Origin of the sequence: Actinosynnema mirum DSM 43827 (assembly GCF_000023245.1) — a bacterium.
Classification (GTDB): Bacteria; Actinomycetota; Actinomycetes; order Mycobacteriales; family Pseudonocardiaceae; genus Actinosynnema; species Actinosynnema mirum.
Genome location: NC_013093.1, coordinates 6,360,551 through 6,380,973 on the forward strand (window position 1 = coordinate 6,360,551; position 20,423 = coordinate 6,380,973).

Consider the following 20,423-nt stretch of genomic DNA (forward strand, 5'->3'; position numbering starts at 1 on the left):
TCATGGGGATCGTCACCGCTCCGACCGCGTTGTCCCAGCAGGAGTGGACCGCTCGCCGCGACGCCCACGTCGAGCGGGTGCGCGGGTGGACCGGGCCCCACCTGGAGCGCAAGGCCGCCGGGGTCAAGCACCCGATCATGGACTTCCTGTTCAGCTACTACAGCTACCGGCCGAGCCGCATGGAGCGCTGGCACCCAGGGCCTGGCGTGGTCCTCGAAGGGGACCTTGCCCGTGATTACTTGCAGTGGTCGTTTTATCGGGAGACCCCGGATGGGGTGTCGCTGGATCGTGAGAAGTTCCTCGCGGAGCGGGTTACCACTATCGGGTTCACCCATCGGTTGCTCACTGCTACCGCTTCACGCGCACCACGGTTGAGCTGCTTCGGGCTGCACGAGTGGGCGATGGTGTACCGGCTCCCCCAGGAGCAGGTCCGTCACAGCGCGTTGCCGTTGCGGTTGGGGGCCGAGGGCACCGACGCGGTGGTGGAATCGCAGCGGGTGCAGTGCGGGCACTACGACGCGTTCCGGTTCTTCACGCCCGAGGCCAGGCCGCGCAACGCCCTCACCCCCACCCTGGACAGCCGGGTGGAACTGGAGCAGCCGGGGTGCTTGCACACCTCGATGGACCTGTTCAAGTGGGCCTACAAGCTCGACCCCGCGACGCCGTCCGAGCTGGTCCTCGACTGCTTCGAGCTGGCCGCGCGGGTTCGTGAGCTGGACATGCGGGCCAGCCCCTACGACGTCAGCGCGTTCGGTCACTCCCCCGTGCGGATCGAAACGCCCGAGGGTCGGGCCGACTACGCTAGGCGACAGAGCGCCTTCGCCGAGGAGGCCGAGCCGTTGCGGGCCGCCTTGATCGGGTTGACCTCGGGGCTGCTGGGTGAGCTGCCCGCTTCCGGGTGACCGGCCCACCGGCGCGGTCCAGGCATCGGGGCCAAGCGGCACGGCCCAGGCATCGGGGCCAGGCGGCGCGGCCAGGCATCGGGGCCAGGCGGCGCGGCCAGGCATCGTGACCAAGCACCAGCGCCAGGCGCGCCCCGGTGGGCGGTCCGCACCTGGAGAGCAGAGCAGGCGTGACTTCACCCTGAGGCCAACTTTCACCTGTTAGCGTGACCCGCCCTGGCGTGACATGGGGCGGTTCCGACCACCGGAGGGACGATGTCTCGACACCGCACGCTGCGGACCAAGGTGCGGCGCGGCATCGCCGGGTGGCCCATCACCATCATCGGCGTCGTGGCGCTGCTGGTGCTCGGCTGGTTCGGCTGGCGGTGGATCGGCGACGTGGTCGACCAGCGCGCGGCCGTGCAGGCCGGGGACTGCAACGAGGGCCCGGCGACGTTGAAGGTCGCCGCGACCCCCAGCGTGGCGGACGCGGTGCGGCAGGTCGCGCAGGCGTGGAGCGCGCAGCGGCCCGTGGTGTACGACCACTGCATCGGCGTCGAGGTCCTCGCCAGCGACTCCGAGGTGGTCCTGGAGGGCCTGACGAACACCTGGGACGAGGAGAAGCTCGGTTCCCGGCCGCACGCGTGGGTCACCGACTCGGCGGTGTGGGCGAACCGGCTGGCCGCGCAGCGCCAGTCCATGATCGGGTCCCCGCCGGAGTCGATCGCGACCAGCCCGGTGGTGCTGGCCATGCCGCAGGAGGCGGCGGACGCGGTGCAGGCCGGGCCGGGGTTCCGGTGGACGGACCTGACCGCGATGACCTCGTCGGCGACCGGCTGGGACCGGTTCGGCAAGGCCGGGTGGGGGGCGTTCAAGGTCGCCATGCCCGACCCGGCGGTCAACCCCGGCACGGCCATGGCGCTGGAGGCGGCGCTCGCGGGCGCGGGCGCCGACCCGACGGGGCCGGTGACGGCGGACCTGCTGGCGCAGGAGCCGGTGAAGCAGGCGATGGCGAAGCTGGTCGCGGCGCGCCCGGAGCAGACGACGACCAGCACGTGGCAGGCCATGGCGGTGCTCGCGGCGAACCCGGCGGTCGGCTCGGTCGGGTTCAGCGCGGTGCCCGCGCTGGAGGTCGACCTGTACCGGCACAACACCGGCGCGGAGGACAACCGCCCGGCCCCGGCGACGCCGCTGGCGGGGGTGGCCGCGCAGGGCGTGACGCCGGTGGCGGACTTCCCGTTCACCGCGCTGTCGGGTGAGTGGGTGAACGAGGCGCAGGCGCGGGCCGCGCAGGCGTTCCGGACCTTCCTGAAGGCCCCCGAGCAGCGGGCGACGCTGGCGGCGGCGGGACTGCGGGTGGAGGGCGTGACCGAGCGGCCGAGCCCGGCGCCCGGCATCGCGTGGGCCGAGGTGACCGAGCAGCTCAAGCCCGCCGACGCGGCGGCGACGCAGCAGGTGGCGGGCGCGTGGGCGACCGCCGACAACGGGCAGGTCGTGACCGTGCTGGTGGACACCTCGAAGACGATGGGCGAGGACGGCGGCGACGGGCGCACCCGGCTGGAGTGGGTGCGGGAGGCGCTGACCGGGCAGGCGAACCGGGCGGTGTCCGGGTCGCTCGGGCTGTGGGAGTTCGCGACCGGGGCCGACGGGGACAAGGCGTACCGGGAGCTGGTGCCGACCGGGTCGGTGGGGGCTCAGCGGCAGTCGCTGCTGGACGCGGTGGGACGGCTCAAGCCGCGCGGCGACGACCGGCCGTTCACGGCGCTGATCGCGGCCTACGAGGACGTGCTGGCGGACCACCGGGACGGGAAGCGCAACCGGATCGTGGTGATCACGGACGGCGGGGCCGACGGGGACCTGTCGCCCGCCGACGCGAAGGCGCACCTGGAGGGGCTGAAGGTCGCGGGCAAGGACGTCGGGATCAGCGTGGTCGCGCTGGGGGGCGGCGCGGACGGGCCGGGGCTGTTCCAGGACATCACGAAGGCGTTCGGCGGCGGGACGGTGTCGGTGGTGGAGGACGGGAGCGGCGTGGACGCGGCGCTCGGTCAGGTGCTGGCCGGGCGGTGAGCCCCTGGCCGGGAGCCGAGGCGGCGGGCGCGCCGTCGAGGAGCACGGGCCGCTGCCCGAGCGGGCGGGCGCGGTGCTCGGGGCCGGGTCGGCCGAGGGGTTGGCGGCGATCCACGAGCACGTCGTGCACCGGGACCTGAAAGCGGGGGACGTGCTGCTCTCCCGCAGCGGCCCGCGCATCATCGACTTCGGCGTCGCCCGCGCGCTGGACGGCTCCCCCGCGACCACGCGCGCCACCCCGCCGAAGCCGACCGACGACCAACCCGCCACCGGGCTCGTCCTCGGCCTCCTGGCGGCCTCCTCGCCCTCCTCGCCGCCAACGGGAAGCTGCCCGAGGTGATCGACCGGATGACGGGCGAGCTGCGGGGAACGCCCACGTCCGCCACCACGTCCCTGGTCGCGCCAGCCCGGTTCACCCCGCCCGAGCTCGTCCCGCCCGTGCTGCGCACCACCACGACCACCACCCAGCTCCCCTGCCCGCGCGGCTCGCTGACACGGGACTTCCGCGGCGGTCACCTCTGCGCCCACGTGGTGTGACCGCTACACCTCGCCCCTGAGCAGCGCCACGCCCAGCGCCGTGCGCAGCGACACCACCTCGCGCCCCTCCCGCCTGCTCACCGCCAGCCCGGCCGCCCGCAGCACCCCGAGGTGCTGCGACACCGCCCCCGCCGTCACGCCGAGCGCCCCCGCCAGCTCGCTCACGCTCACCGGCCGCTCCAGCGCCCGCAGCAGCGCCGCGCGCGTGCCGCCGAGCAGCCGGTCGAGGCCGTCGCCGGTGGCCCGGCAGGAGCGCTGCCACACCGAGCCGAACCCGCGCGCCGGGTAGTGCAGGCCCAGCCGCAGCGGGCTGTCGCGCAGGTGCGTGCCCGGCCACACGAACGCGGACGGCAGCAGCACCAGGTCCCGCTCACCGGGGGTGATCGCACGGCCGGAGACCACCAGTCTGAGCGACTCGAACGTCACGTCCGGGTGCAGCTCCCCCAGCACCGCGGGTGGCCCGGCGTCGAGCAGGCGTTGCCCCCTGCGCTCCAGGTCGCCCTGCAGCACGCCCTCGACCTGCGCCCACACCGGCCGGATCACCGCGTCGTGCACCGCCCGCAGCCGCTCCTGGAGCCGGGGCACCGCGTCCGGGGCGGCCAGCAGCCCGGCCTGCGCGCCCAGCGCCCCCGTCACCCGCTCGGGGGTGGTGGTCCAGGTCAGGGCCTCCAGCTCGGCGTCGAAGCCGACCATGCGGTTGCCCGGTGTGGGTATCAGGAACTCCGGTATGTCCGCTCTGGCCACCAGCGCGGACAACACCGAGCGGTCGTCGGGCAGCGCGGCGAGCTTGCCGGTGGCCCAGCCCAGCCACTCGGCGTGCGGGTGCGGGGCGTGCGCGCGGGCCAGCAGGCGCAGTCCGGCGACGGTCTCCCAGATCGGTGATACGGCGAAGCGCAGGCGCATGGGTTGAGTCCACACTAAAAGGTCAGGGTCACCAACCCGTGGTGCGAAGGTGGCCGCATGACATGGGGACGATTGCAGGCGGTAGCGATCTCGGGCGCGGCGGGGCAGGGCCTGCTGCTGACCCTGCTGCCGCTGCTGGCCGTGTCGATCACGACCGATCCGGCGGCGGTGTCGCTGGTGAACGTGGTCGGGCAGCTCCCGTGGCTGCTGTTCTCGCTGTTCGCGGGCGTGCTGATCGACCGGGCGCGGCGCACGGCGGTGCTCGGCTGGTCGTTCGCGGTGCTGGCGGTGTCGGCGCTCGCGCTGGCCGCGATCGGGGAGCGCGGCGGGTTGCCGCTGCTACTCGCCGTGGCGTTCGTGGTCACCTCGGCGCAGGTGCTCGGCGACGGCGCGTCCGGCGCGCTGGTGCCCGAGGTGGTGGGGCCGGACCGGTTGGCGTCGGCGAACGCGCGGCTGATGGTGATCGAGCAGGGCGTCGTGCGGTTCGTGGTGCCGCCGCTGGCGGGGTTCGCGGTCGGGGTCGGCACCGGGTACGCGGCGTGGGGCGCGCTGGTGTGCGCGCTGCTGGCGCTGGCGATGATGCGCGGCACGGCCTCGGCCCCCGCGACGCCGAGCGGGCAGAACCCGGTGCGGGACATCGCGGAGGGCCTGAAGTACCTGGTGGGGACGCGGTTGCTGCTGGCGATCAGCGTGGCGGTGGCGCTGGGGTCGTTCGCCTCGTCGGCCGAGTTCGGGATCTTCGTGCTGTACGCGATGCAGGAGATCGGGGTCGACGAGTTCGGCTACGGCGTGCTGCTGGCGTGCACGTCGGCCGGGTGGGTGGCGATGTCGTTCTTCGTGGACGCGATCGTGCGGCGGCTCGGCTACTCGTGGTCGATGCGGCTGGCGCAGGTGGCGATGGTGCTGAGCGCGGTGGCGCTGGCGCTCGCCCCGAGGTCGCCCGCGTTCGTGGGGGTGGTGATGTTCCTGAACACGGCGCTGGTGCTGATCTGGAACGTGTGCTCGCAGTCGTCGCGGCAGCGGTTCACGCCGCGCAGGCTGCTCGGGCGGGTGCTGACGGGGCACCGGGCGCTGGCGTGGGGGTTGAACCCGCTGGGCGCGCTGGCGGGCGGGCTGCTGGCGGCGCAGGCGGGGCTGCGGTCGGTGTACTGGATGGCGGCGGTGGTGCAGGTGGGGGCGCTGGCGGTGGCGTGGTTCGCGCTGTCGCCGAAGGCGTTCCGGGAGGCCGAGGACGCGGCGGCGGCTCGGGCGGTGGCGGTCTAGAGCGCCGCCACCAGGCACGTCATCAGCACGCCGGAGGGGCCCGCGCTCGACGGCGCGGGCCCCTCCGAACTCACGAGCTCAGCTGCCGAAGGCGGAGATCGGCGGGCAGGAGCAGACCAGGTTGCGGTCGCCCTTCGCGCCGTCGATCCGGCGGACCGGCGGCCAGATCTTCGCGGCCGACGTCCCCGCCGGGAACACCGCCAAGTCGCGGCCGTACGGGTGCGCCCACTCCCCCGTCACCGACGCCGCGGTGTGCGGGGCGTTGCGGAGCGGGTTGTCGTCGGCGGGCCAGTCGCCGGAGCCGACCTTGTCGATCTCGGCGCGGATCGCGATCATCGCGTCCACGAAGCGGTCGATCTCGGCCAGGTCCTCGCTCTCGGTCGGCTCGACCATGAGCGTGCCCGCGACCGGGAACGACATCGTGGGGGCGTGCAGGCCGTAGTCCGCGAGGCGCTTGGCCACGTCGTCCACGGTCACGCCGGTCGCCTTGGTCAGCGGGCGCAGGTCGAGGATGCACTCGTGGGCCACGAACCCGCCCTCGCCGGTGTAGAGGACCGGGTAGTGCTCGTCCAGGCGCCGCGCGACGTAGTTCGCCGCCGCGACCGCCGTCATCGTGGCCCTGCGCAGGCCGTCCGCGCCCATCATGCGCACGTACGCCCACGAGATCGGCAGGATCGACGCCGAGCCCCACGGCGCGCCCGAGATCGGGCCGACGCCGGTCTCCGGGCCCGCGCCGGGCTGCAGCGGGTGGTTCGGCAGGTACGGGGCCAGGTGCGAGCGGACGCCGATCGGGCCGACGCCGGGGCCGCCGCCGCCGTGCGGGATGCAGAACGTCTTGTGCAGGTTCAGGTGCGACACGTCCGACCCGAACTTGCCGTACCGGGCCAGCCCGATGAGCGCGTTCAGGTTCGCCCCGTCCACGTACACCTGGCCGCCCGCGTCGTGCACCAGGCCGCACACCTCGCGCACGGTGTCCTCGTACACCCCGTGCGTCGACGGGTAGGTGATCATGATCGCGGCCAGGCGCTCGGCGTGCGCCAGGACCTTGTCCTTGAGGTCGCCCAGGTCCACGTTGCCGCGCTCGTCGCACTTGACGACGACCACCCGCATCCCGGCCATGACGGCGGACGCGGCGTTGGTGCCGTGCGCGGACGACGGGATCAGGCACACGTCGCGCTCGAAATCGCCGTTGGCGCGGTGGTACGCGCGGATCGCGAGCAGGCCCGCGAACTCGCCCTGGCTGCCCGCGTTCGGCTGGAGCGACACCGCGTCGTACCCGGTGACCTCGGCCAGCCAGCCCTCCAGGTCGCCGATGAGCGACAGCAGGCCCTCCGCGTCGGAGGCGGGCGCGAACGGGTGCAGGTCGGCGAACTCCGGCCAGGTGACCGGCTCCATCTCGGCGGTCGCGTTGAGCTTCATGGTGCACGAGCCGAGCGGGATCATGCTGCGGTCGAGCGCCACGTCCTTGTCCGACAGGGACCGCAGGTAGCGCAGCAGCGCGGTCTCCGAGCGGTGCCGGTGGAACACCGGGTGGGTCAGGTAGTCGGTGGTGCGGCGCAGGTCGGCGGGGATGCCGTCGGCGGTGTCGGAGTCGAGGGCGTCCACGTCGGCGACGGCCACGCCGAACGCCCGCCACACGAGCGCGAGGTGCGCGCGGGTGGTGGTCTCGTCGCAGGCGATCGACACGGTGTCGGCGTCGGCGCGCCACAGGTTCACGCCCAGCTCGCGCGCGGCGGCGACGACCTCGTCGGCGCGGCCCGGCACGGAGGCGCGGACGGTGTCGAAGAACTCGCCGTGCACGACGTCCACGCCGCCCTCGCACAGGCCCGCGGCGAGCACGGTGGCCATGCGGTGGGCGCGGGTCGCGATGGCGCGCAGGCCCTCGGGGCCGTGGTAGACGGCGTACATCGACGCCATCACGGCCAGCAGGACCTGCGCGGTGCAGATGTTGCTGGTGGCCTTCTCGCGGCGGATGTGCTGCTCGCGGGTCTGCAGGGCCAGGCGGTAGGCGGGGTTGCCGTCGGCGTCGACGGACACGCCGACCAGGCGGCCGGGCAGCTGGCGCTCCAGGCCGGAGCGGACCGCCATGTAGCCGGCGTGGGGGCCGCCGAAGCCCATGGGCACGCCGAACCGCTGGGTGGTGCCGACGACGACGTCCGCGCCGATCTCGCCGGGCGGGCGCAGCAGGGTGAGGGCGAGCAGGTCGGCGGCCACGACGGCCTGGGCGCCCGCCTTGTGGATCTCGGCGATGAGGCCCTCGTGGTCGCGGACCACGCCGGAGGCGCCGGGGTAGGACAGCAGCACGCCGAAGAAGTCGCCGCCGAGCCCGAGGCCCTCCAGGCCCTGGGACAGGTCGGCCACGACGATCTCGATGCCGAGCGGCTCGGCCCTGGTCTCGATGACGGCGAGGGTCTGCGGGAGGGTGTCGGCGTCGACCACGAACTTGGTGGACTTGGAGCGGCCGGCGCGGCGCACGAGGGTCATGGCCTCGGCGGCGGCGGTGGGCTCGTCCAGCATCGAGGCGTTGGCCACGGGGACGCCGGTCAGGTCGCCGACGACGGTCTGGAAGTTGAGCAGCGCCTCGAGGCGGCCCTGCGAGATCTCCGGCTGGTACGGGGTGTACGCCGTGTACCAGGCCGGGTTCTCCAGCACGTTGCGGCGGATCACGGCCGGGGTGAACGTGCCGTGGTAGCCGAGGCCGATCATCTGGGTCATCGGCCGGTTGCGGGCGGCGAGCGCGCGCAGCTCGGCGAGGGCCTCGGTCTCGGTGGCGGGCTCGGGCAGGTCCAGCGCCAGGTCGCCCTCGCGGATCGACTCGGGCACCGCGCGCTGCGCCAGCTCCTCCAGGGACCCGACGCCGATGACGTCGAGCATCCTGGCCAGCTCGGCGGGGCGGGGGCCGACGTGGCGGTCGGCGAACGGGGTCCCGTGCTCGAGGGCGGCGAGCGGGATGCGGTCCTGCGTCATCTGGGGCCTTCCGGTGCAGCGGGCTGTGGGCACACCTGTGTCCTGGAGCGCCCTCCCCCTCTGTCTCCGGCCCGCGAGCGGGCGGCCTGAGAGCTTCACCCGGTCGGGACCGGGTTTGCACCGTCGGCGGGGTCGGCTCGACCCGCTTTCCAGAGGTGTCTCGCCCGCGCGGTCCTGGGGCCTGAGAGGTTCCGGGGAGGATTTGCTCCTTCGGCGCCGAGCTGGGGGCTCGGACTCTCCCGCGCGGGGTGAAACGACTACCGGAGGAGCTTACCCGGCCGGGTGGTGTCGATTCACACTCTCGCGACGCGGATCTCAGGGCGGCTGATTCCGCTGAGTGGTCGGGAGGGGCTGGGTGGCGCGGGCGGAGGGCGCGCAGGGCACGGGGCCCGCCGCACCGGCGTGCGCGGGTCGGGCGCGGCGGCCGACGGACGGCGACCCGGTCGGCCGCGCCCGGTCAGTCCGGTCTGTCCGGTCGAGAGCTCAGCCCGTGGCTCTCGTGCGCCTGCGCTTGGCCAGCTCGTCCTCCGCCACCACCACGATCTCGGTGCCGTCCGCGCGCTCGGCCGGGAACTCGTGGATCGTCCCGCTGATCTCCCGCATGGCCCCGCTGACCGCGATCCCGAACACGCCCTGCCCGCCCTGCAGCAGGTCGACGACCTCCTCGGGCGAGGTGCACTCGTACACCGTGGTCCCGTCGCTGAACAGCGTTATCCGGGCGAGGTCCTGCACCCCGCGCTCGCGCAGGTGGTCCACCGCGACCCGGATGTTCTGGAGCGAGACGCCGGTGTCCAGCAGCCGCTTGACCACCTTGAGGACCAGGATGTCCTTGAACGAGTAGAGCCGCTGGCTCCCGGAGCCGTGGGCGCTCCTTATGGTCGGGTTCACCAGGCCCGTCCTCGCCCAGTAGTCGAGCTGCCGGTAGGTGATCCCGGCGATCTGGCACGCGGCGGGCCCCCGGTAGCCGACCAGCTCGTCCGGCAGCGAGGAGTCCGGGAACAGCTCACCCTGTTCGCCGGATCCGGCCCGGATGGGCGCTTCCTCGACCACGCCTGCCTCCCCTCGGTTCCGGTCACGACGACCGGTGACCAACGTGAAGCCGACCGGTGTCGACTCACACCGCGGCACTTCACCTGAACTCGACGGTAAGACCGGCTAGGGGGCTGGTCAACGCGACGCGCGGGGCGTGTCGACCCTCAACCTGAGGTTGAGGTTGAGAGAACGGGGGTGCATCGTCCGACCGAGTGACGTTTAGTGATCGTTTAGCCGAAACCGGTCGACGGCGCGTGATGCGGGTGTCCATCACCCACCCATCCCTCACCGGGTGGGGCCAACGCCACACCCCGGCGACACACCGTGACGCGCCGGAGGGGGCCGCCCCGATCCGAAGATCGTGGACGGCCCCCTCCGCGTTGCCTGAGCCCTCGGCGCGGCCTACGTGTCCGCGCCGCGGAAGTCCTCCGGGGAGACGGAGTCGAGGAACTCGCGGAACTTCTCGACCTCGTCCTCCTGCTCGTCCGGGATGATCAGCCCGGCCTCGGCGAGCACGGCCTCGTCCGCGTGGATCGGGACGCCGACCCGCAGCGCCAGCGCCACGGAGTCGCTGGGCCGCGCGGACACCCTGATGTCGCCGTCGAACACGAGCTCGGCGAAGTAGGTGCCCTCCTGCAGATCGATGATGCGAACCTGTTCGAGCTGCCGCCCCAGCGCCCCGATCACGTCCTTGAGCAGGTCGTGGGTCAGCGGCCGGGCGGGTCGCACACCCTGCTGCTCAAGGGCGATGGCGGTGGCCTCCACCGAGCCGATCCAGATCGGCAGGTACCGCTCACCCTCGGTCTCGCGCAGCAGCAGGATCGGCTGGTTCGCGGGCAGCTCCACCCGCACTCCGACGACGCGCATCTCGCTCATCGGGTATCGCCTCCCTCAGCGCGCTGAAACTCTGGCGTCCCCGTTGGTCTACGAGGATTCCCCACATGCCCTCCCGACGCTACCCGCCAAGCGGGCTGTGTGCGCAACCGCCCAGCATCTTCCTTCGCACCGCGTTCCCGCGCGTTCACCTCGGCGAAACGCGGTCACCGGCGAGTTCCCGCACGCCGGAGCGGACCAGCAGTGTGTGCAGCGCCACGAGCAGCGCGGCCACCTCGCGGCCCACCTCGTCGGCGCGCGCCCTGGTCCTGGGGTCGCGGCCGGGGCGCAGCGGGGCGAGGACGCGCTCGACGGTGGCCAGCTCGCGGTCGGCGGCGGCGCGGGCGGGGCGCAGGTCGCGCAGCTCGACGCCGTAGCGGGCGAGGGCCCGGACGGTCCTGGCCACGGCCAGCGCGTCGGGGTCGTGCAGGCCGCCGGGGCCGGGCGCGAGCAGGCCCGACCGCTCCAGCTCGGCCAGGGCCGCCCGGTCGAGCCCGGACTGGGCCAGCAGGTCCTCGCGGGACAGCCGGTCGCCGGGGGCGGGGGCCAGGTCGGCGGCAGTGGGGAGCTCGGAGCGGGGAGCGGGCGCGGTGGGCGCCGCCACCCGCGCGGGCGCGGTGCGATCGGGCGCGGGACCGGCGGGACCGGCCGGGAGGGGGTGCTCGGCGTCGCGGGCGGCCGGGACCTCGTCACCGGACCGCGCGCCGCCGGGGCGCCGCGTCGTGGACCACGGGCGGCCCGCGAGCACCTGCTCGCCCCGGCCGTGATCCACGTCGCGTTCCGCCGAAAGCGGAACGGGCCCCGCCGGAGCGGGACCCGAGAGGCCGTCGTCGGCCGCGTCCAGCTGCTCGCGGATGACCTTGAGCGGCAGGTAGCGGTCGCGCTGCGCGGTGAGCACGTACCTCAGCCGCTCGACGTCCGAAACGCTGAACCGGCGGTAGCCCGACGCCGTGCGCGCCGGGCGGACCAGCCCTTCCGCTTCCAGGAAGCGGATCTTGGAGATCGTCACGCCGGGGAACTCGGACCGGAGCTGCGAGAGCACGGCCCCGATGCCCATCCCCCCGCGCTGGGGCCGCCCGGCCGACGTCACGTCGCCTCCCCGGCCGGGCGCGGCCTCACCGCGCTACCCCTGGCCGCCCGCGCCGGGGCCGGTCAGGAAGACCAGGCGGAACTTGCCGATCTGGACCTCGTCGCCGTTCGCGAGGACCGCCTGGTCGACGGGCTCGCGGTTGACGTAGGTGCCGTTGAGGCTGCCCACGTCGATCACCACGAACTCGCCGCCCTCGCGGCGGAACTCCGCGTGCCTGCGGGACACGGTGACGTCGTCGAGGAAGATGTCGCTGTCGGGGTGGCGACCGGCGCTGGTCGTGTCCCGGTCCAGCAGGAAGCGCGAGCCCGCGTTGGGCCCCCGCTTGACCACCAGCAGGGCGGACCCGGCCGGCAGGGCGTCGACGCCCGCCACCGCGGGCTCGCTCGCGGGCGCGCCTTCGACCTCGGCGAGGAAGTCGGCCCGGAAAACGGAGGTCCGCTCCGGGGACTGCTCGGGCGGAACGCCTGGCCCGTCGTTCGTGCTCACCTGAGCTCTCCTCCTGCTGCTGGATCCGTCGAGTTCGTTAGAACCTATCGTGCCCGAACCTGCGTCCGAGGATCGGCTCCCCCGGCGACCGAAGAGTTTGCGGAAGATCGACGTCACTCCTGGACCAGCTCCTGGTATGCGGCGGCGTCGAGGAGGCCCTCGAACGCGTCGGTGTCGTCGAGGCGGAGCTCCACCATCCAGCCCTCGCCGTAGGGGTCCTCGTTGATGAGGTCGGGCTGCTGGTCCAGTGAGTCGTTGCGCGCGGTGACCTCGCCCGCGAGCGGCGCGTAGATGTCCGACACGCTCTTCGTCGACTCCACCTCGCCCAGCGTCTGGCCTGCGGAGACCTTCTCGCCGAGCTCCGGGAGCTGGACGAACACGACGTCGCCGAGCTGGGCTTGGGCGAAGTCGGTGATGCCCAGGCGCACGGTGGTCTCACCTGTGCGCTGCACCCACTCATGTTCCTCGGTGTACTTGAGCTCCTCGGGAATCACCGCGGTGCGCTCCTTCAATGACGGTGGATCTTCGCTTCCGGATCTTCCCACGTCCTGCTCAGGCGGAGACGACCCCCGGCCGTTGCGCTCGGGACGCGAGCACGAGCTGGTACGCGTACAGCGCCCCGGACCACAGGTAGAGGGCCGCTCCCCAGGCCATCATGGCGTAGGCGAAAGGCCTGATGACCTGCGCGAACGTCGAGCCGCCCTGGGCGACCAGGAGCATGGGGAACGCGTAGAGCAGGATGAACGTGGCGGCCTTGCCGAGGTAGGTGATCGTGAACGCGGCCCGGTAGCCGAGGCGGCGCAGCACCGGCAGGCACGCGCCGACCACCAGCTCGCGGCCCACGAGGACCAGCACCACCCACAGGGGCAGGATGTCGCGCACGACGAACGCGATCATCGTGGCGACGATGTAGAGGCGGTCGGCCGCCGGGTCGAGCAGCACGCCGAGCTTGCTGGTCTGGTCCAGCCAGCGCGCGATCTTGCCGTCGAGCCAGTCGGAGACGCCCGCGGCGATCAGCAGCACCAGCGCCCAGCCGTCGGCGCGCGGGCCGAGCAGCAGGTAGAGGAACACGGGCACGCCGAGCAGCCGCAGGACGCTGAGCGCGTTCGGGATGGTGAGGTACCGGTCCTGGGGGGCCGGTTCGGCTGCGGGCGGCGTGGACACGGCACGAATGCTAGGCGCACGCCAGTGGCGGGGCTCACCGGTGTAGGGGTGGGGGTTCGGGCGGGCGGCGCGGGTGCGGGACCCGGTCGAGCGCGGTCGGCCGTTCGGCCGGGCGCCGGGCGGCCGGGTCCGGGGCGCGGCGGCCGGGTGCGACGGCGTGCGCCGGTGAGCCCGGTGGGCTCGCGCTCGGCGGACGCGCTGCGCGTTCCGGGTGCCGCTGTTCACAGGGGGTGTTCTTCCCCGGCGCGGGTCGCGGGAAACCCCCACCGTTCAAGATCACTTCGAGGGTCCGGGGACGTCCGGTCGGGGCGTCGGGCCGGGGGCCTCGGGTCCGGGGCGTCAGGTGCGAGGCGTCGGGCCGAGGGCGTCGGGCCGAGGGCGTCGGGCCGGGGGCGTCGGGCCGGGGGCGTCGGGCCGAGGGCGTCGGGCCGGGGGCGTCGGGCCGGGGAGCGTTGAGGTGGGCGGGACGCCGAGCGCCCCCTGCCCACCTCGCGCCGCCGCCCTACCTGGTGCGGCTCCAGCCCCGCCGCTGGAGCTCGGCGCCCGTCAGCGCCTGCGGACGACCTCGGTCGTCGACGCCGACCCAGCGGGCCCGGAAGCCCTCGAGCACGTACGCGTGGCCCTTGCTCCACACGACGCTGCACGGCGCGGTGGGCAGCGCCGCCCTGCGCTTCGCGTGCCCGATCTCGGCTTCCGTCCTGGTGCTCATGGTGTGCAGACCTCCGTCCGGTGCGCCGTCCGCCCGTGATCGGCGGACGCCTTCTGGGGGGAATTGTGGTGCGGAACACGTCCGCTACGCGCGTCCTGCGCGCCCATCGGGTCCGAGCGGTCGCCGAGCTGCACGACCGGCTCACCGAAGGCGTACCCGCCCCGGCGATGATCAACCGTTCGGCGCGGCGGTCCGGCCGCCCACAGCACCGGCACTTCAGAAAAGATGATCTTGGTGGGGCCGGGGCGCGGCTTGTGGTGCCCGACCGCGCTCCGTACGGTGAGCGGTGCAGCGGTTGAGCCAACAGCCGCGCCGGGGAGCTCCGGCTGGGCGTTGACCTGCGCTGCACCAGGACAGGCACCCCGTTGACGGGCTCCCCACCCCCCAAGCGGTGGCAGTTGAAGAGGAGACCCTCGTGTCGGTTCACGATCCCGAAGTCGTGACCACGGACGGAAGCGGGACGGGCGCCGTCGAGTCGGGTCCCGCCGAGCACATCGACATCAGCGCGGAGCGGGTCGCCGACGGCGTCACCGTGGTCAGGGTCACCGGTGAGGTCGACATGCTGACCGCGCCCCGGCTGCGCTCGGAGGTGATCGAGCGGATCACCACCGGCGGCACCCTCGTGCTCGACCTCGGCGGCGTCGGCTTCCTCGGCTCGGCCGGTCTCGCGGTGCTCGTGGAGGCCGCTCAGCGCAGCACTCGCGAGCAGGCCGCGTTCCGGGTCGTCGCGGTGGAGCGCGCCGTGCTCCGCCCGCTGGCCGCGACCGGTCTGGGCGAGGTGTTCAGCGTTCACCCGTCGGTGGCCGAGGCGCTGGGCGGTGACCGGGGCTAGCGTGCCCGACCAGGTCGACGACCTGGTCGACCCCGGAGGCGACGAGCGCCCGGTGCGCGGACCCGCCCTCGGGCGCCCGCACCACCACGCGCGTCCCCGCCTCGGCCGCGGCCGAGGCGACCGCGCGCAGGCTGCGCACCAACCCGTCCGCCCGGTCCCCCAGCTCGCGCAGGTCCACCACCACCGGAACGGCGCCGCCGCGCGCCGCGGTGAGGATCGCGCGCCGCACGGCGGGACCGGCGCGGACGGGCACGTCGCCCCTGACCACGACCTCCACCCACCCCGCGCGCTCGCGCACCACCACCTCCTGGTGGGCGCCGACCGCGAGGCGGGTGGTTCCGGGGGAGTGCCTGCCGGAGAGCACGAGCACGACGGTGGTGCCGCCGGGCGACCGGTCCAGCAGCACCTCGTCCACGCTCTCGCGCATCAGCAGCAGGCCGCGCCCCCTGGACGACAGCCCCGGCGGCGGGACGCGCCAGCGCCCGTCGTCGGCGACGACCACCCTGACGCGACCGTCCGGCTCGACGGTCGCCTCGACGCGCACGCTGCCGGGCGAGCCCGGCGGGTAGGCGTGCTCGATGGAGTTGCTGACGGCCTCGTTGACAGCCATCAGCAGGTCGTAGCGGTCGTCCTGCTCGACGCCGAGACCGGCGAGCCACCGGTCGACGCGCTGTCGAAGGGCCGAGAGCCTTGCCGGCTCGGCGGGGAACTCCGCCCGCCAGTGCCGGTCGGCGAGTTGGTCGGTCACCGTGCGCCTCCCCGTGTGGTGCACCTCGGTGGCTTCCCCCTCATGGCGGTGCTCACACGTGTGAGCGACCACCACTTCGGGTATCGATAGCGTCGGTGCACTACCGGGGGCCTGCACCCCCGATCATCCTGGGAACCAGATCGGACGATGAGGTGAGCGTGTCGCACACGGAGCCGCACAGCGGTGAGCTTGACAACGCCCTGAGCGGGGTGGAGCTGCGGATCGCGGCGGACCCCACGCAACTGTCGGTCGTCCGCGCGGTCGCGGCCGACATCGCCATGCGGCAGGACTTCGACCTGGACTCGATCGAGGACCTGAAGCTCGCGGTGGACGAGGCCTGCTCGACGCTGATCTCCCTGGCGTCGAAGGGCGCGGTGCTGAGCGCCCGCTTCGTGGTCGCGGACGGGGACGTCCAGGTGTCGACGCAGGTCGTCTCCGAGCGCGCCGCCCCGCCGGACCGCGACAGCTTCGGCTGGCGCGTGCTGAGCGCGCTGGTCGACTCGGTGACCACGTGGGTCGCGCCGAAGTCCGGCGAGGAGAGCTACGAGGTGCACATCGACCTGGTCAAGCGGTCACTGGGGACGGTGGATGCGTGACGGCGGCTGAAGGGGGCGCCACGAAGGCGGCGTCGGGCAAGTCGAGCAGCCAGGGCGACTACGACCACCTCGCCCCGCTGTTCACCCGGCTCGCCCAGACCCCGGCGAGCGACCCGGCGCGCGAGCGGCTGCGGGACGAGCTGGTCACCGAGCACCTGCCGGTGGCCAGGCACATCGCGCGCCGGTTCGGGCACCGGGGCGAGCCCCACGACGACCTGGTGCAGGTGGCCACCGTCGGGCTGATCAACGCGGTCGACCGGTTCGACCCGGAGCGCGGCAGCGACTTCCTGTCGTTCGCGGTGCCGACGATCATGGGCGAGGTGCGGAAGTACTTCCGCGACTCGTCCTGGTCGGTGCGGATGCCGCGCAGGCTCAAGGAGCTGCACCTGGCGATCAACGCCGGGTCGGCGCGGCTGTCGCAGGAGCTGGGCAGGGCGCCGACGCCCAGCGAGCTGGCGCAGCACCTGGGCCTGAGCCGCGAGGAGGTGCACGAGGGGCTGGCGGCGGGCAACGCCTACCACAGCGCCTCGCTGGACGACCTGCTCGTGGCCGACGACAGCTCCATCTCGCTGGGCAGCACGCTCGGCGAGGAGGACCCGGAGCTGGAGGCGATCGAGCAGCGCGAGTCGCTGCACCCGCTGCTGGAGAAGCTGCCGGAGCGGGAGCGGCGGATCGTGGTGATGCGGTTCTTCGGGAACATGACGCAGACCCAGATCGCGCAGAAGGTCGGCATCTCGCAGATGCACGTGTCGCGGCTGCTGGCCAAGACGCTGCGGCAGCTGCGGGACGGGCTGGAGCAGTAGGACGGACGAGCAGGGTGAGCGGCGCGCGCAGGGCTCCGCTCACCGCTCATCGACCCCCTCGCGGGTGGTTCTCCTGAGCGTTTGCTGAGAGGTAGCCCGATCGGGCTTCCCGGCGTTTGTCTCGCCGTTCGGCGGGGAAGACCTGATCAGCACCCGATGAGAGCCGCCTGGAGGGGGTCGCACCATGACCAGCACCGCACGCCTGCCCAAGCCCGTCACCGACGTCTGGGACTGGCAGAAGGACGGGCTCTGCCGGGGGCGGGACAGCGCGGTGTTCTTCCACCCGGACAACGAGCGCGGCTCGGCGCGCGCCTCGCGCGAGAACCGCGCCAAGGAGCTGTGCGCGCGCTGCCCGGTGCTGGCCCAGTGCCGCGAGCACGCGCTGGCCGTTCAGGAGCCCTACGGCGTGTGGGGCGGCATGGGCGAGGACGAGCGCAGGCGGATCATCTCCGCCACCCGCCGACGGGTGAGCGCCGTCGCCTGAGCGCGGCGGAGGTTCCAGCGGAGCGGCGAACGGCACGGTACAGCGCGGTACGAGTGCGATCCGGTGGCGTCGGGGACGCCCCAAGCCGGAACAGACGCGGGGCCCCTCCCACCGGGAGAGGCCCCGTCAGTGCTTTCCGGGGTCTTAGGGCTCCGGAGCCTGGAGCTCGGGCCTAGAACTCGGGGAACAGCAGCTGCCCGCCGTAGAACAGCGACCCGATCGCCACCGCGGCGAACAGCAGCACCCACACCAGCCCCGGCACGCGGGTGATGCGGGCGAGCTGGTCGGCGTCGGACTGCGGCGCCTTGCCCCGCATCCGCCTGCTCTGCAGCTCCCCCACCGGGCGCACGCCGCCCAGCAGCAGGAACCAGGCCACGAACAGCGCGAACCCGGACTTCAGGTCGTCGGTCCCGTAGAAGGACACGACGAACATCACGCCCCCGGTGAGGATCACCGAGAACACGCCGAAGACGTTCCGGATCATGATCAGCATGGCGGCCAGCAGGACGACCGTCGCCCACAGCAGCTGGCGCACGTGCCCCTCGGTGACCAGCCACGCGGCGCCGAGGCCGAGCAGCGGCGGGGTGACGTAGCCCGCGAAGTACATCGCGACCACGCCCGGTCCGGACGGCCTGCCGCGCGAGACGGTGACGCCGGAGGTGTCGGAGTTGAGCTTGATGCCCTGGAGCCTGCGGCCGGTGAGCAGCGCGATGAGCGCGTGGCCGCCCTCGTGGGCGATGGTGATGGTGTGGCGGGCGTAGCGCCACACGCCCGGACTGGCCACCAGGACCAGGGCGAGCACTGCGGGGGCCCACTGCGCGATCGTCGACATCACCGCCCAGGATGCCAGTGCCGGGCCCGTTCGCGCCGCAGGCTTGACCTGGAGTCCGCTCCAGGGTGCAGGCTGCACCGCCATGAGGACTGCGCGCCTGGGGGCGCTGGAGGTCAGTGCGCTGTGCCTGGGGACCCTGCCGTTCGGGTCCGGTGTGGACGAGGGGACCTCGTTCGCGATCCTGGACCGGTTCGCCGAGGCGGGCGGGACGTTCCTGGACACGGCGAACAACTACGTCTCGTGGACCGAGGAGGGCACGGGGGACGAGAGCGAGGCCGTGCTGGGGCGGTGGCTCGCCGCGCGCGGCAACCGGGACTCGGTGGTGCTGGGCACGAAGGTCGGGGCGCGGCCCGCGGCGTCGGGGCCGGGGCAGGCCGGGACGGGGTACGAGGGGCTGTCGGCCGGGGTGGTCGAGGCCGGGATCGAGGGGAGCCTGCGGCGGCTGGGCACCGACCGGGTCGACGTGTACTACAGCCACGTGGAGGACCGGTCCGTCGACCTGGCGGAGACGCTGGGGGCGTTCGCGGGGCTCGTGGCGCGCGGGTCGGTGCGGGAGATCGCGTGCAGCAACCACGCGACGTGGCGGATCGAGCGGGCGCGGGCGGTGTCCGGGGCCAACGGGTGGCCCGCGTACGCGGCGGCCCAGCTGCGGTTCAGCTACCTGCGGCCCCGGCCGGGGTACCGGCTGCCCGAGTCCGGGCACGTGCTGATGACCGGGGAGCTGCTGGACTTCGCCCGGAGCGAGGGGGACTTCGCGCTGGTGGCGTACTCGGCGCTCCAGTTCGGGCAGTACGCGGGCAGGCCGCTGCGCGAGGAGAACCGGCACGTGGGCAACGAGCGGCGCCTGGCGGTGCTCGGGGAGGTCGCGGACGAGCTGGGGCTGACCCGGAACCAGGTGGTGCTGGGCTGGGTGATGGCGCAGGGCGTGGTGCCGGTGGTGGGGGTGTCGTCGGTCGCGCAGGTCGACGAGGCGCTCGGGGCCGCCGACCTGGTGCTGCCCGAGGAGGTCCTGGCGCGGTTGGACGCGGCTGCCTGAGCCTGGGCGTCGCCTGGGCCTGGGCCCGTGAGTCGCCAGGGCCCGGACACGGCGGAAGGGCCGCCCGCTCGAAGCTGGACGGCCCTTCCGCTGGTGCTCCGCGCTCAGCGCGTGGGGCGCGCTCCCGGCGCGTCCACGGGCTGGGTGCGGGTGGGTCGGGTGTCGCCGCCCCTGGTCTGCACCGGACGGGTGTCGCCCGCCACGGGGTCGACCTTCCCGGTGGTGGCCTTCGAGGCGTCGACCGTCGGGTCCATGGCCTCGACCCTGGGCTTGGGCACCTCGCGCTCAGGGGCGGGGTGGTGCAGCGTCGGCTGGTCGAAGCGGTTGCCCCGGACGGTGTCGTCGTGGTGCGCCTCGGGCTCGTAGGCGGGCTCGTCGACCACGATCTTGCGGCGGGCCGGGAGGATCGCGATGACCAGACCGGCGAGTGCCAGGCCCGCGTGCAGGCCGTTGTCGGCGTTGTTGATCGCCAGCGGGTTGCCGAGGCCCGAGACCGGGTTGACCGACAGCACGCCGGTGATCATCAGGCCCCACGCGGTGACCGCGCCGTAGGCCAGCAGGACGATCCAGCCGTAGAGGCGGGACAGCGCGGAACCGCTCGCCATGAGCAGGCCCAGGACGCCGGTCGCCAGGTGGACGGTGTTGTGGAGCGGGTTGACGTGGAAGCCGAAGACCTCGGCGTGCCGGTCGCCCGCGAAGTCGCCGAAGCCGGTGCGGACGAAGCCGACGACGCCGGCGGCCAGGAGCAGGACGGCCAGCAGGGCGGTGAGGACTTGGGCCGGTTGCAGGCCTGCGACCTTGACGCGACCGGAGGCGGTTCCGGTGGTGGTCGAGTGGGTCATCACGCCCTCCGTGGGACCGTGAGCCCGCTAGTCGGGCTCAGGACGACCTACGACTACCCCCGGCCCGCGGCGGGCAAACTCCTCCAGTTTCCGGAACCGCAGCGGGAAATAATTCCGGCTAACTTGGAAAATGCTTCCCATCATTTTCCGGGATTTTTCCGGGGATTTCCGCGAGGCGGTGGGAGCGGAGTTCACGGAACCGCTCCCACCCCACCCGACCAGGAGTTCCACCGTCGGGCGTGCGCAGGTCCCGCCGTGGTCAGGACCCGTCCGGCCCA

The 20,423-nt window shown here is 73.5% G+C and carries 22 protein-coding genes and 1 riboswitch; of the genes, 10 read left to right on the forward strand and 12 right to left on the reverse strand.

Annotated features, from left to right (window positions below; all coding sequences use genetic code 11):
- Window positions 1-2: 2 nt before the first annotated feature.
- The 4 genes from AMIR_RS26495 (at window position 3) to AMIR_RS26510 (ending at window position 3,485) form a co-directional block, all read left to right on the forward strand.
- Window positions 3-902 (forward strand): hypothetical protein, encoded by a 900-nt coding sequence (locus AMIR_RS26495; protein ID WP_015804051.1) that lies wholly within the window; start codon window positions 3-5, stop codon window positions 900-902.
- A gap of 255 nt (window positions 903-1,157) precedes the next feature.
- The gene (locus AMIR_RS26500; RefSeq protein WP_015804052.1) at window positions 1,158-2,948 is read left to right on the forward strand and encodes a substrate-binding domain-containing protein; all 1,791 of its coding nucleotides are present in this window, start codon (window positions 1,158-1,160) and stop codon (window positions 2,946-2,948) included.
- A 4-nt stretch (window positions 2,949-2,952) separates the two neighbouring features.
- Complete coding sequence (locus AMIR_RS26505; protein ID WP_084799025.1) at window positions 2,953-3,288, forward strand: protein kinase domain-containing protein; 336 nt, start codon at window positions 2,953-2,955, stop codon at window positions 3,286-3,288.
- Window positions 3,289-3,296: 8 nt separating this feature from the next.
- Window positions 3,297-3,485, forward strand: a complete 189-nt coding sequence (locus tag AMIR_RS26510; protein WP_015804053.1) for a hypothetical protein — start codon at window positions 3,297-3,299, stop codon at window positions 3,483-3,485.
- Window positions 3,486-3,488: 3 nt separating this feature from the next.
- Here the strand turns inward: AMIR_RS26510 and AMIR_RS26515 are convergent, their stop codons facing one another.
- Window positions 3,489-4,388, reverse strand: coding sequence for an ArsR/SmtB family transcription factor (locus AMIR_RS26515; protein WP_015804054.1), 900 nt, complete (start codon window positions 4,386-4,388; stop codon window positions 3,489-3,491).
- A gap of 57 nt (window positions 4,389-4,445) precedes the next feature.
- Here AMIR_RS26515 and AMIR_RS26520 point away from each other — a divergent pair, with 57 nt between their 5' ends.
- Window positions 4,446-5,651 carry an MFS transporter gene (locus tag AMIR_RS26520; protein ID WP_015804055.1) on the forward strand — a complete coding sequence of 402 codons (1,206 nt, stop codon included), beginning with the start codon at window positions 4,446-4,448 and terminating at the stop codon, window positions 5,649-5,651.
- A 78-nt stretch (window positions 5,652-5,729) separates the two neighbouring features.
- Here the strand turns inward: AMIR_RS26520 and gcvP are convergent, their stop codons facing one another.
- The 8 genes from gcvP to AMIR_RS26560 all read right to left on the reverse strand — a co-directional run bounded on the left by gcvP (window position 5,730) and on the right by AMIR_RS26560 (window position 13,972).
- Window positions 5,730-8,618: an aminomethyl-transferring glycine dehydrogenase gene (gcvP, locus tag AMIR_RS26525; RefSeq protein ID WP_015804056.1), complete on the reverse strand. Its 2,889-nt coding sequence runs from the start codon at window positions 8,616-8,618 to the stop codon at window positions 5,730-5,732.
- A 159-nt stretch (window positions 8,619-8,777) separates the two neighbouring features.
- A riboswitch (glycine riboswitch) is annotated at window positions 8,778-8,870 on the reverse strand.
- Between the two features lie 231 nt (window positions 8,871-9,101).
- Window positions 9,102-9,668 (reverse strand): MerR family transcriptional regulator, encoded by a 567-nt coding sequence (locus AMIR_RS26530; protein WP_015804057.1) that lies wholly within the window; start codon window positions 9,666-9,668, stop codon window positions 9,102-9,104.
- A 384-nt stretch (window positions 9,669-10,052) separates the two neighbouring features.
- Window positions 10,053-10,526, reverse strand: coding sequence for a bifunctional nuclease family protein (locus tag AMIR_RS26535; protein WP_015804058.1), 474 nt, complete (start codon window positions 10,524-10,526; stop codon window positions 10,053-10,055).
- Between the two features lie 145 nt (window positions 10,527-10,671).
- Window positions 10,672-11,613 (reverse strand): transcriptional regulator FtsR, encoded by a 942-nt coding sequence (gene ftsR / locus AMIR_RS26540; RefSeq protein ID WP_015804059.1) that lies wholly within the window; start codon window positions 11,611-11,613, stop codon window positions 10,672-10,674.
- Window positions 11,614-11,646: 33 nt separating this feature from the next.
- Window positions 11,647-12,099, reverse strand: a complete 453-nt coding sequence (garA, locus tag AMIR_RS26545) for a glycogen accumulation regulator GarA (protein WP_015804060.1) — start codon at window positions 12,097-12,099, stop codon at window positions 11,647-11,649.
- Window positions 12,100-12,212: 113 nt separating this feature from the next.
- Entirely contained in the window at window positions 12,213-12,593 is a 381-nt protein-coding gene (gene gcvH / locus AMIR_RS26550; protein WP_015804061.1) for a glycine cleavage system protein GcvH, read from the reverse strand.
- Window positions 12,594-12,651: 58 nt separating this feature from the next.
- Complete coding sequence (gene clsA / locus AMIR_RS26555) at window positions 12,652-13,263, reverse strand: cardiolipin synthase ClsA (protein WP_015804062.1); 612 nt, start codon at window positions 13,261-13,263, stop codon at window positions 12,652-12,654.
- 502 nt (window positions 13,264-13,765) lie between these two features.
- Window positions 13,766-13,972, reverse strand: a complete 207-nt coding sequence (locus AMIR_RS26560) for a hypothetical protein (protein WP_015804063.1) — start codon at window positions 13,970-13,972, stop codon at window positions 13,766-13,768.
- A 439-nt stretch (window positions 13,973-14,411) separates the two neighbouring features.
- On the opposite strand from AMIR_RS26560, the gene AMIR_RS26565 reads away from it, so the two are divergent.
- Window positions 14,412-14,804 carry an STAS domain-containing protein gene (locus tag AMIR_RS26565; RefSeq protein ID WP_240438700.1) on the forward strand — a complete coding sequence of 131 codons (393 nt, stop codon included), beginning with the start codon at window positions 14,412-14,414 and terminating at the stop codon, window positions 14,802-14,804.
- On the opposite strand, the gene AMIR_RS26570 is transcribed toward AMIR_RS26565, so the two are convergent.
- Entirely contained in the window at window positions 14,755-15,552 is a 798-nt protein-coding gene (locus AMIR_RS26570) for an ATP-binding protein (protein ID WP_015804065.1), read from the reverse strand. The genes AMIR_RS26565 and AMIR_RS26570 overlap by 50 nt on opposite strands.
- A gap of 158 nt (window positions 15,553-15,710) precedes the next feature.
- Here AMIR_RS26570 and AMIR_RS26575 point away from each other — a divergent pair, with 158 nt between their 5' ends.
- The 3 genes from AMIR_RS26575 to AMIR_RS26585 all read left to right on the forward strand — a co-directional run bounded on the left by AMIR_RS26575 (window position 15,711) and on the right by AMIR_RS26585 (window position 17,435).
- Complete coding sequence (locus AMIR_RS26575) at window positions 15,711-16,148, forward strand: ATP-binding protein (protein WP_015804066.1); 438 nt, start codon at window positions 15,711-15,713, stop codon at window positions 16,146-16,148.
- Window positions 16,145-16,951 carry a SigB/SigF/SigG family RNA polymerase sigma factor gene (locus AMIR_RS26580; RefSeq protein WP_015804067.1) on the forward strand — a complete coding sequence of 269 codons (807 nt, stop codon included), beginning with the start codon at window positions 16,145-16,147 and terminating at the stop codon, window positions 16,949-16,951. Before AMIR_RS26575 ends, AMIR_RS26580 begins: the two co-directional genes overlap by 4 nt.
- Before the next feature lie 184 nt (window positions 16,952-17,135).
- Window positions 17,136-17,435, forward strand: coding sequence for a WhiB family transcriptional regulator (locus AMIR_RS26585; RefSeq protein ID WP_015804068.1), 300 nt, complete (start codon window positions 17,136-17,138; stop codon window positions 17,433-17,435).
- 172 nt (window positions 17,436-17,607) lie between these two features.
- Here the strand turns inward: AMIR_RS26585 and AMIR_RS26590 are convergent, their stop codons facing one another.
- Window positions 17,608-18,267, reverse strand: a complete 660-nt coding sequence (locus AMIR_RS26590; protein WP_015804069.1) for a M50 family metallopeptidase — start codon at window positions 18,265-18,267, stop codon at window positions 17,608-17,610.
- Window positions 18,268-18,349: 82 nt separating this feature from the next.
- Between AMIR_RS26590 and AMIR_RS26595 the strand changes: the two genes are divergently transcribed.
- Window positions 18,350-19,303, forward strand: a complete 954-nt coding sequence (locus tag AMIR_RS26595) for an aldo/keto reductase (protein ID WP_015804070.1) — start codon at window positions 18,350-18,352, stop codon at window positions 19,301-19,303.
- Between the two features lie 104 nt (window positions 19,304-19,407).
- Here the strand turns inward: AMIR_RS26595 and AMIR_RS36265 are convergent, their stop codons facing one another.
- Complete coding sequence (locus tag AMIR_RS36265) at window positions 19,408-20,145, reverse strand: DUF4383 domain-containing protein (RefSeq protein WP_015804071.1); 738 nt, start codon at window positions 20,143-20,145, stop codon at window positions 19,408-19,410.
- Window positions 20,146-20,423 lie beyond the last annotated feature (278 nt).

Bases quoted from the DNA above. Each gene is read 5' to 3' on its own strand.
- AMIR_RS26535 (WP_015804058.1), bottom strand. From the start codon at position 10,526: ATGAGCGAGATGCGCGTCGTCGGAGTGCGGGTGGAGCTGCCCGCGAAC.
- AMIR_RS36265 (WP_015804071.1), bottom strand. From the start codon at position 20,145: ATGACCCACTCGACCACCACCGGAACCGCCTCCGGTCGCGTCAAGGTC.
- gcvP (WP_015804056.1), bottom strand. From the start codon at position 8,618: ATGACGCAGGACCGCATCCCGCTCGCCGCCCTCGAGCACGGGACCCCG.
- AMIR_RS26515 (WP_015804054.1), bottom strand. From the start codon at position 4,388: ATGCGCCTGCGCTTCGCCGTATCACCGATCTGGGAGACCGTCGCCGGA.
- AMIR_RS26595 (WP_015804070.1), top strand. From the start codon at position 18,350: ATGAGGACTGCGCGCCTGGGGGCGCTGGAGGTCAGTGCGCTGTGCCTG.
- AMIR_RS26510 (WP_015804053.1), top strand. From the start codon at position 3,297: ATGACGGGCGAGCTGCGGGGAACGCCCACGTCCGCCACCACGTCCCTG.
- AMIR_RS26590 (WP_015804069.1), bottom strand. From the start codon at position 18,267: ATGTCGACGATCGCGCAGTGGGCCCCCGCAGTGCTCGCCCTGGTCCTG.
- AMIR_RS26585 (WP_015804068.1), top strand. From the start codon at position 17,136: ATGACCAGCACCGCACGCCTGCCCAAGCCCGTCACCGACGTCTGGGAC.
- AMIR_RS26495 (WP_015804051.1), top strand. From the start codon at position 3: ATGGGGATCGTCACCGCTCCGACCGCGTTGTCCCAGCAGGAGTGGACC.
- AMIR_RS26520 (WP_015804055.1), top strand. From the start codon at position 4,446: ATGACATGGGGACGATTGCAGGCGGTAGCGATCTCGGGCGCGGCGGGG.
- AMIR_RS26560 (WP_015804063.1), bottom strand. From the start codon at position 13,972: ATGAGCACCAGGACGGAAGCCGAGATCGGGCACGCGAAGCGCAGGGCG.
- AMIR_RS26500 (WP_015804052.1), top strand. From the start codon at position 1,158: ATGTCTCGACACCGCACGCTGCGGACCAAGGTGCGGCGCGGCATCGCC.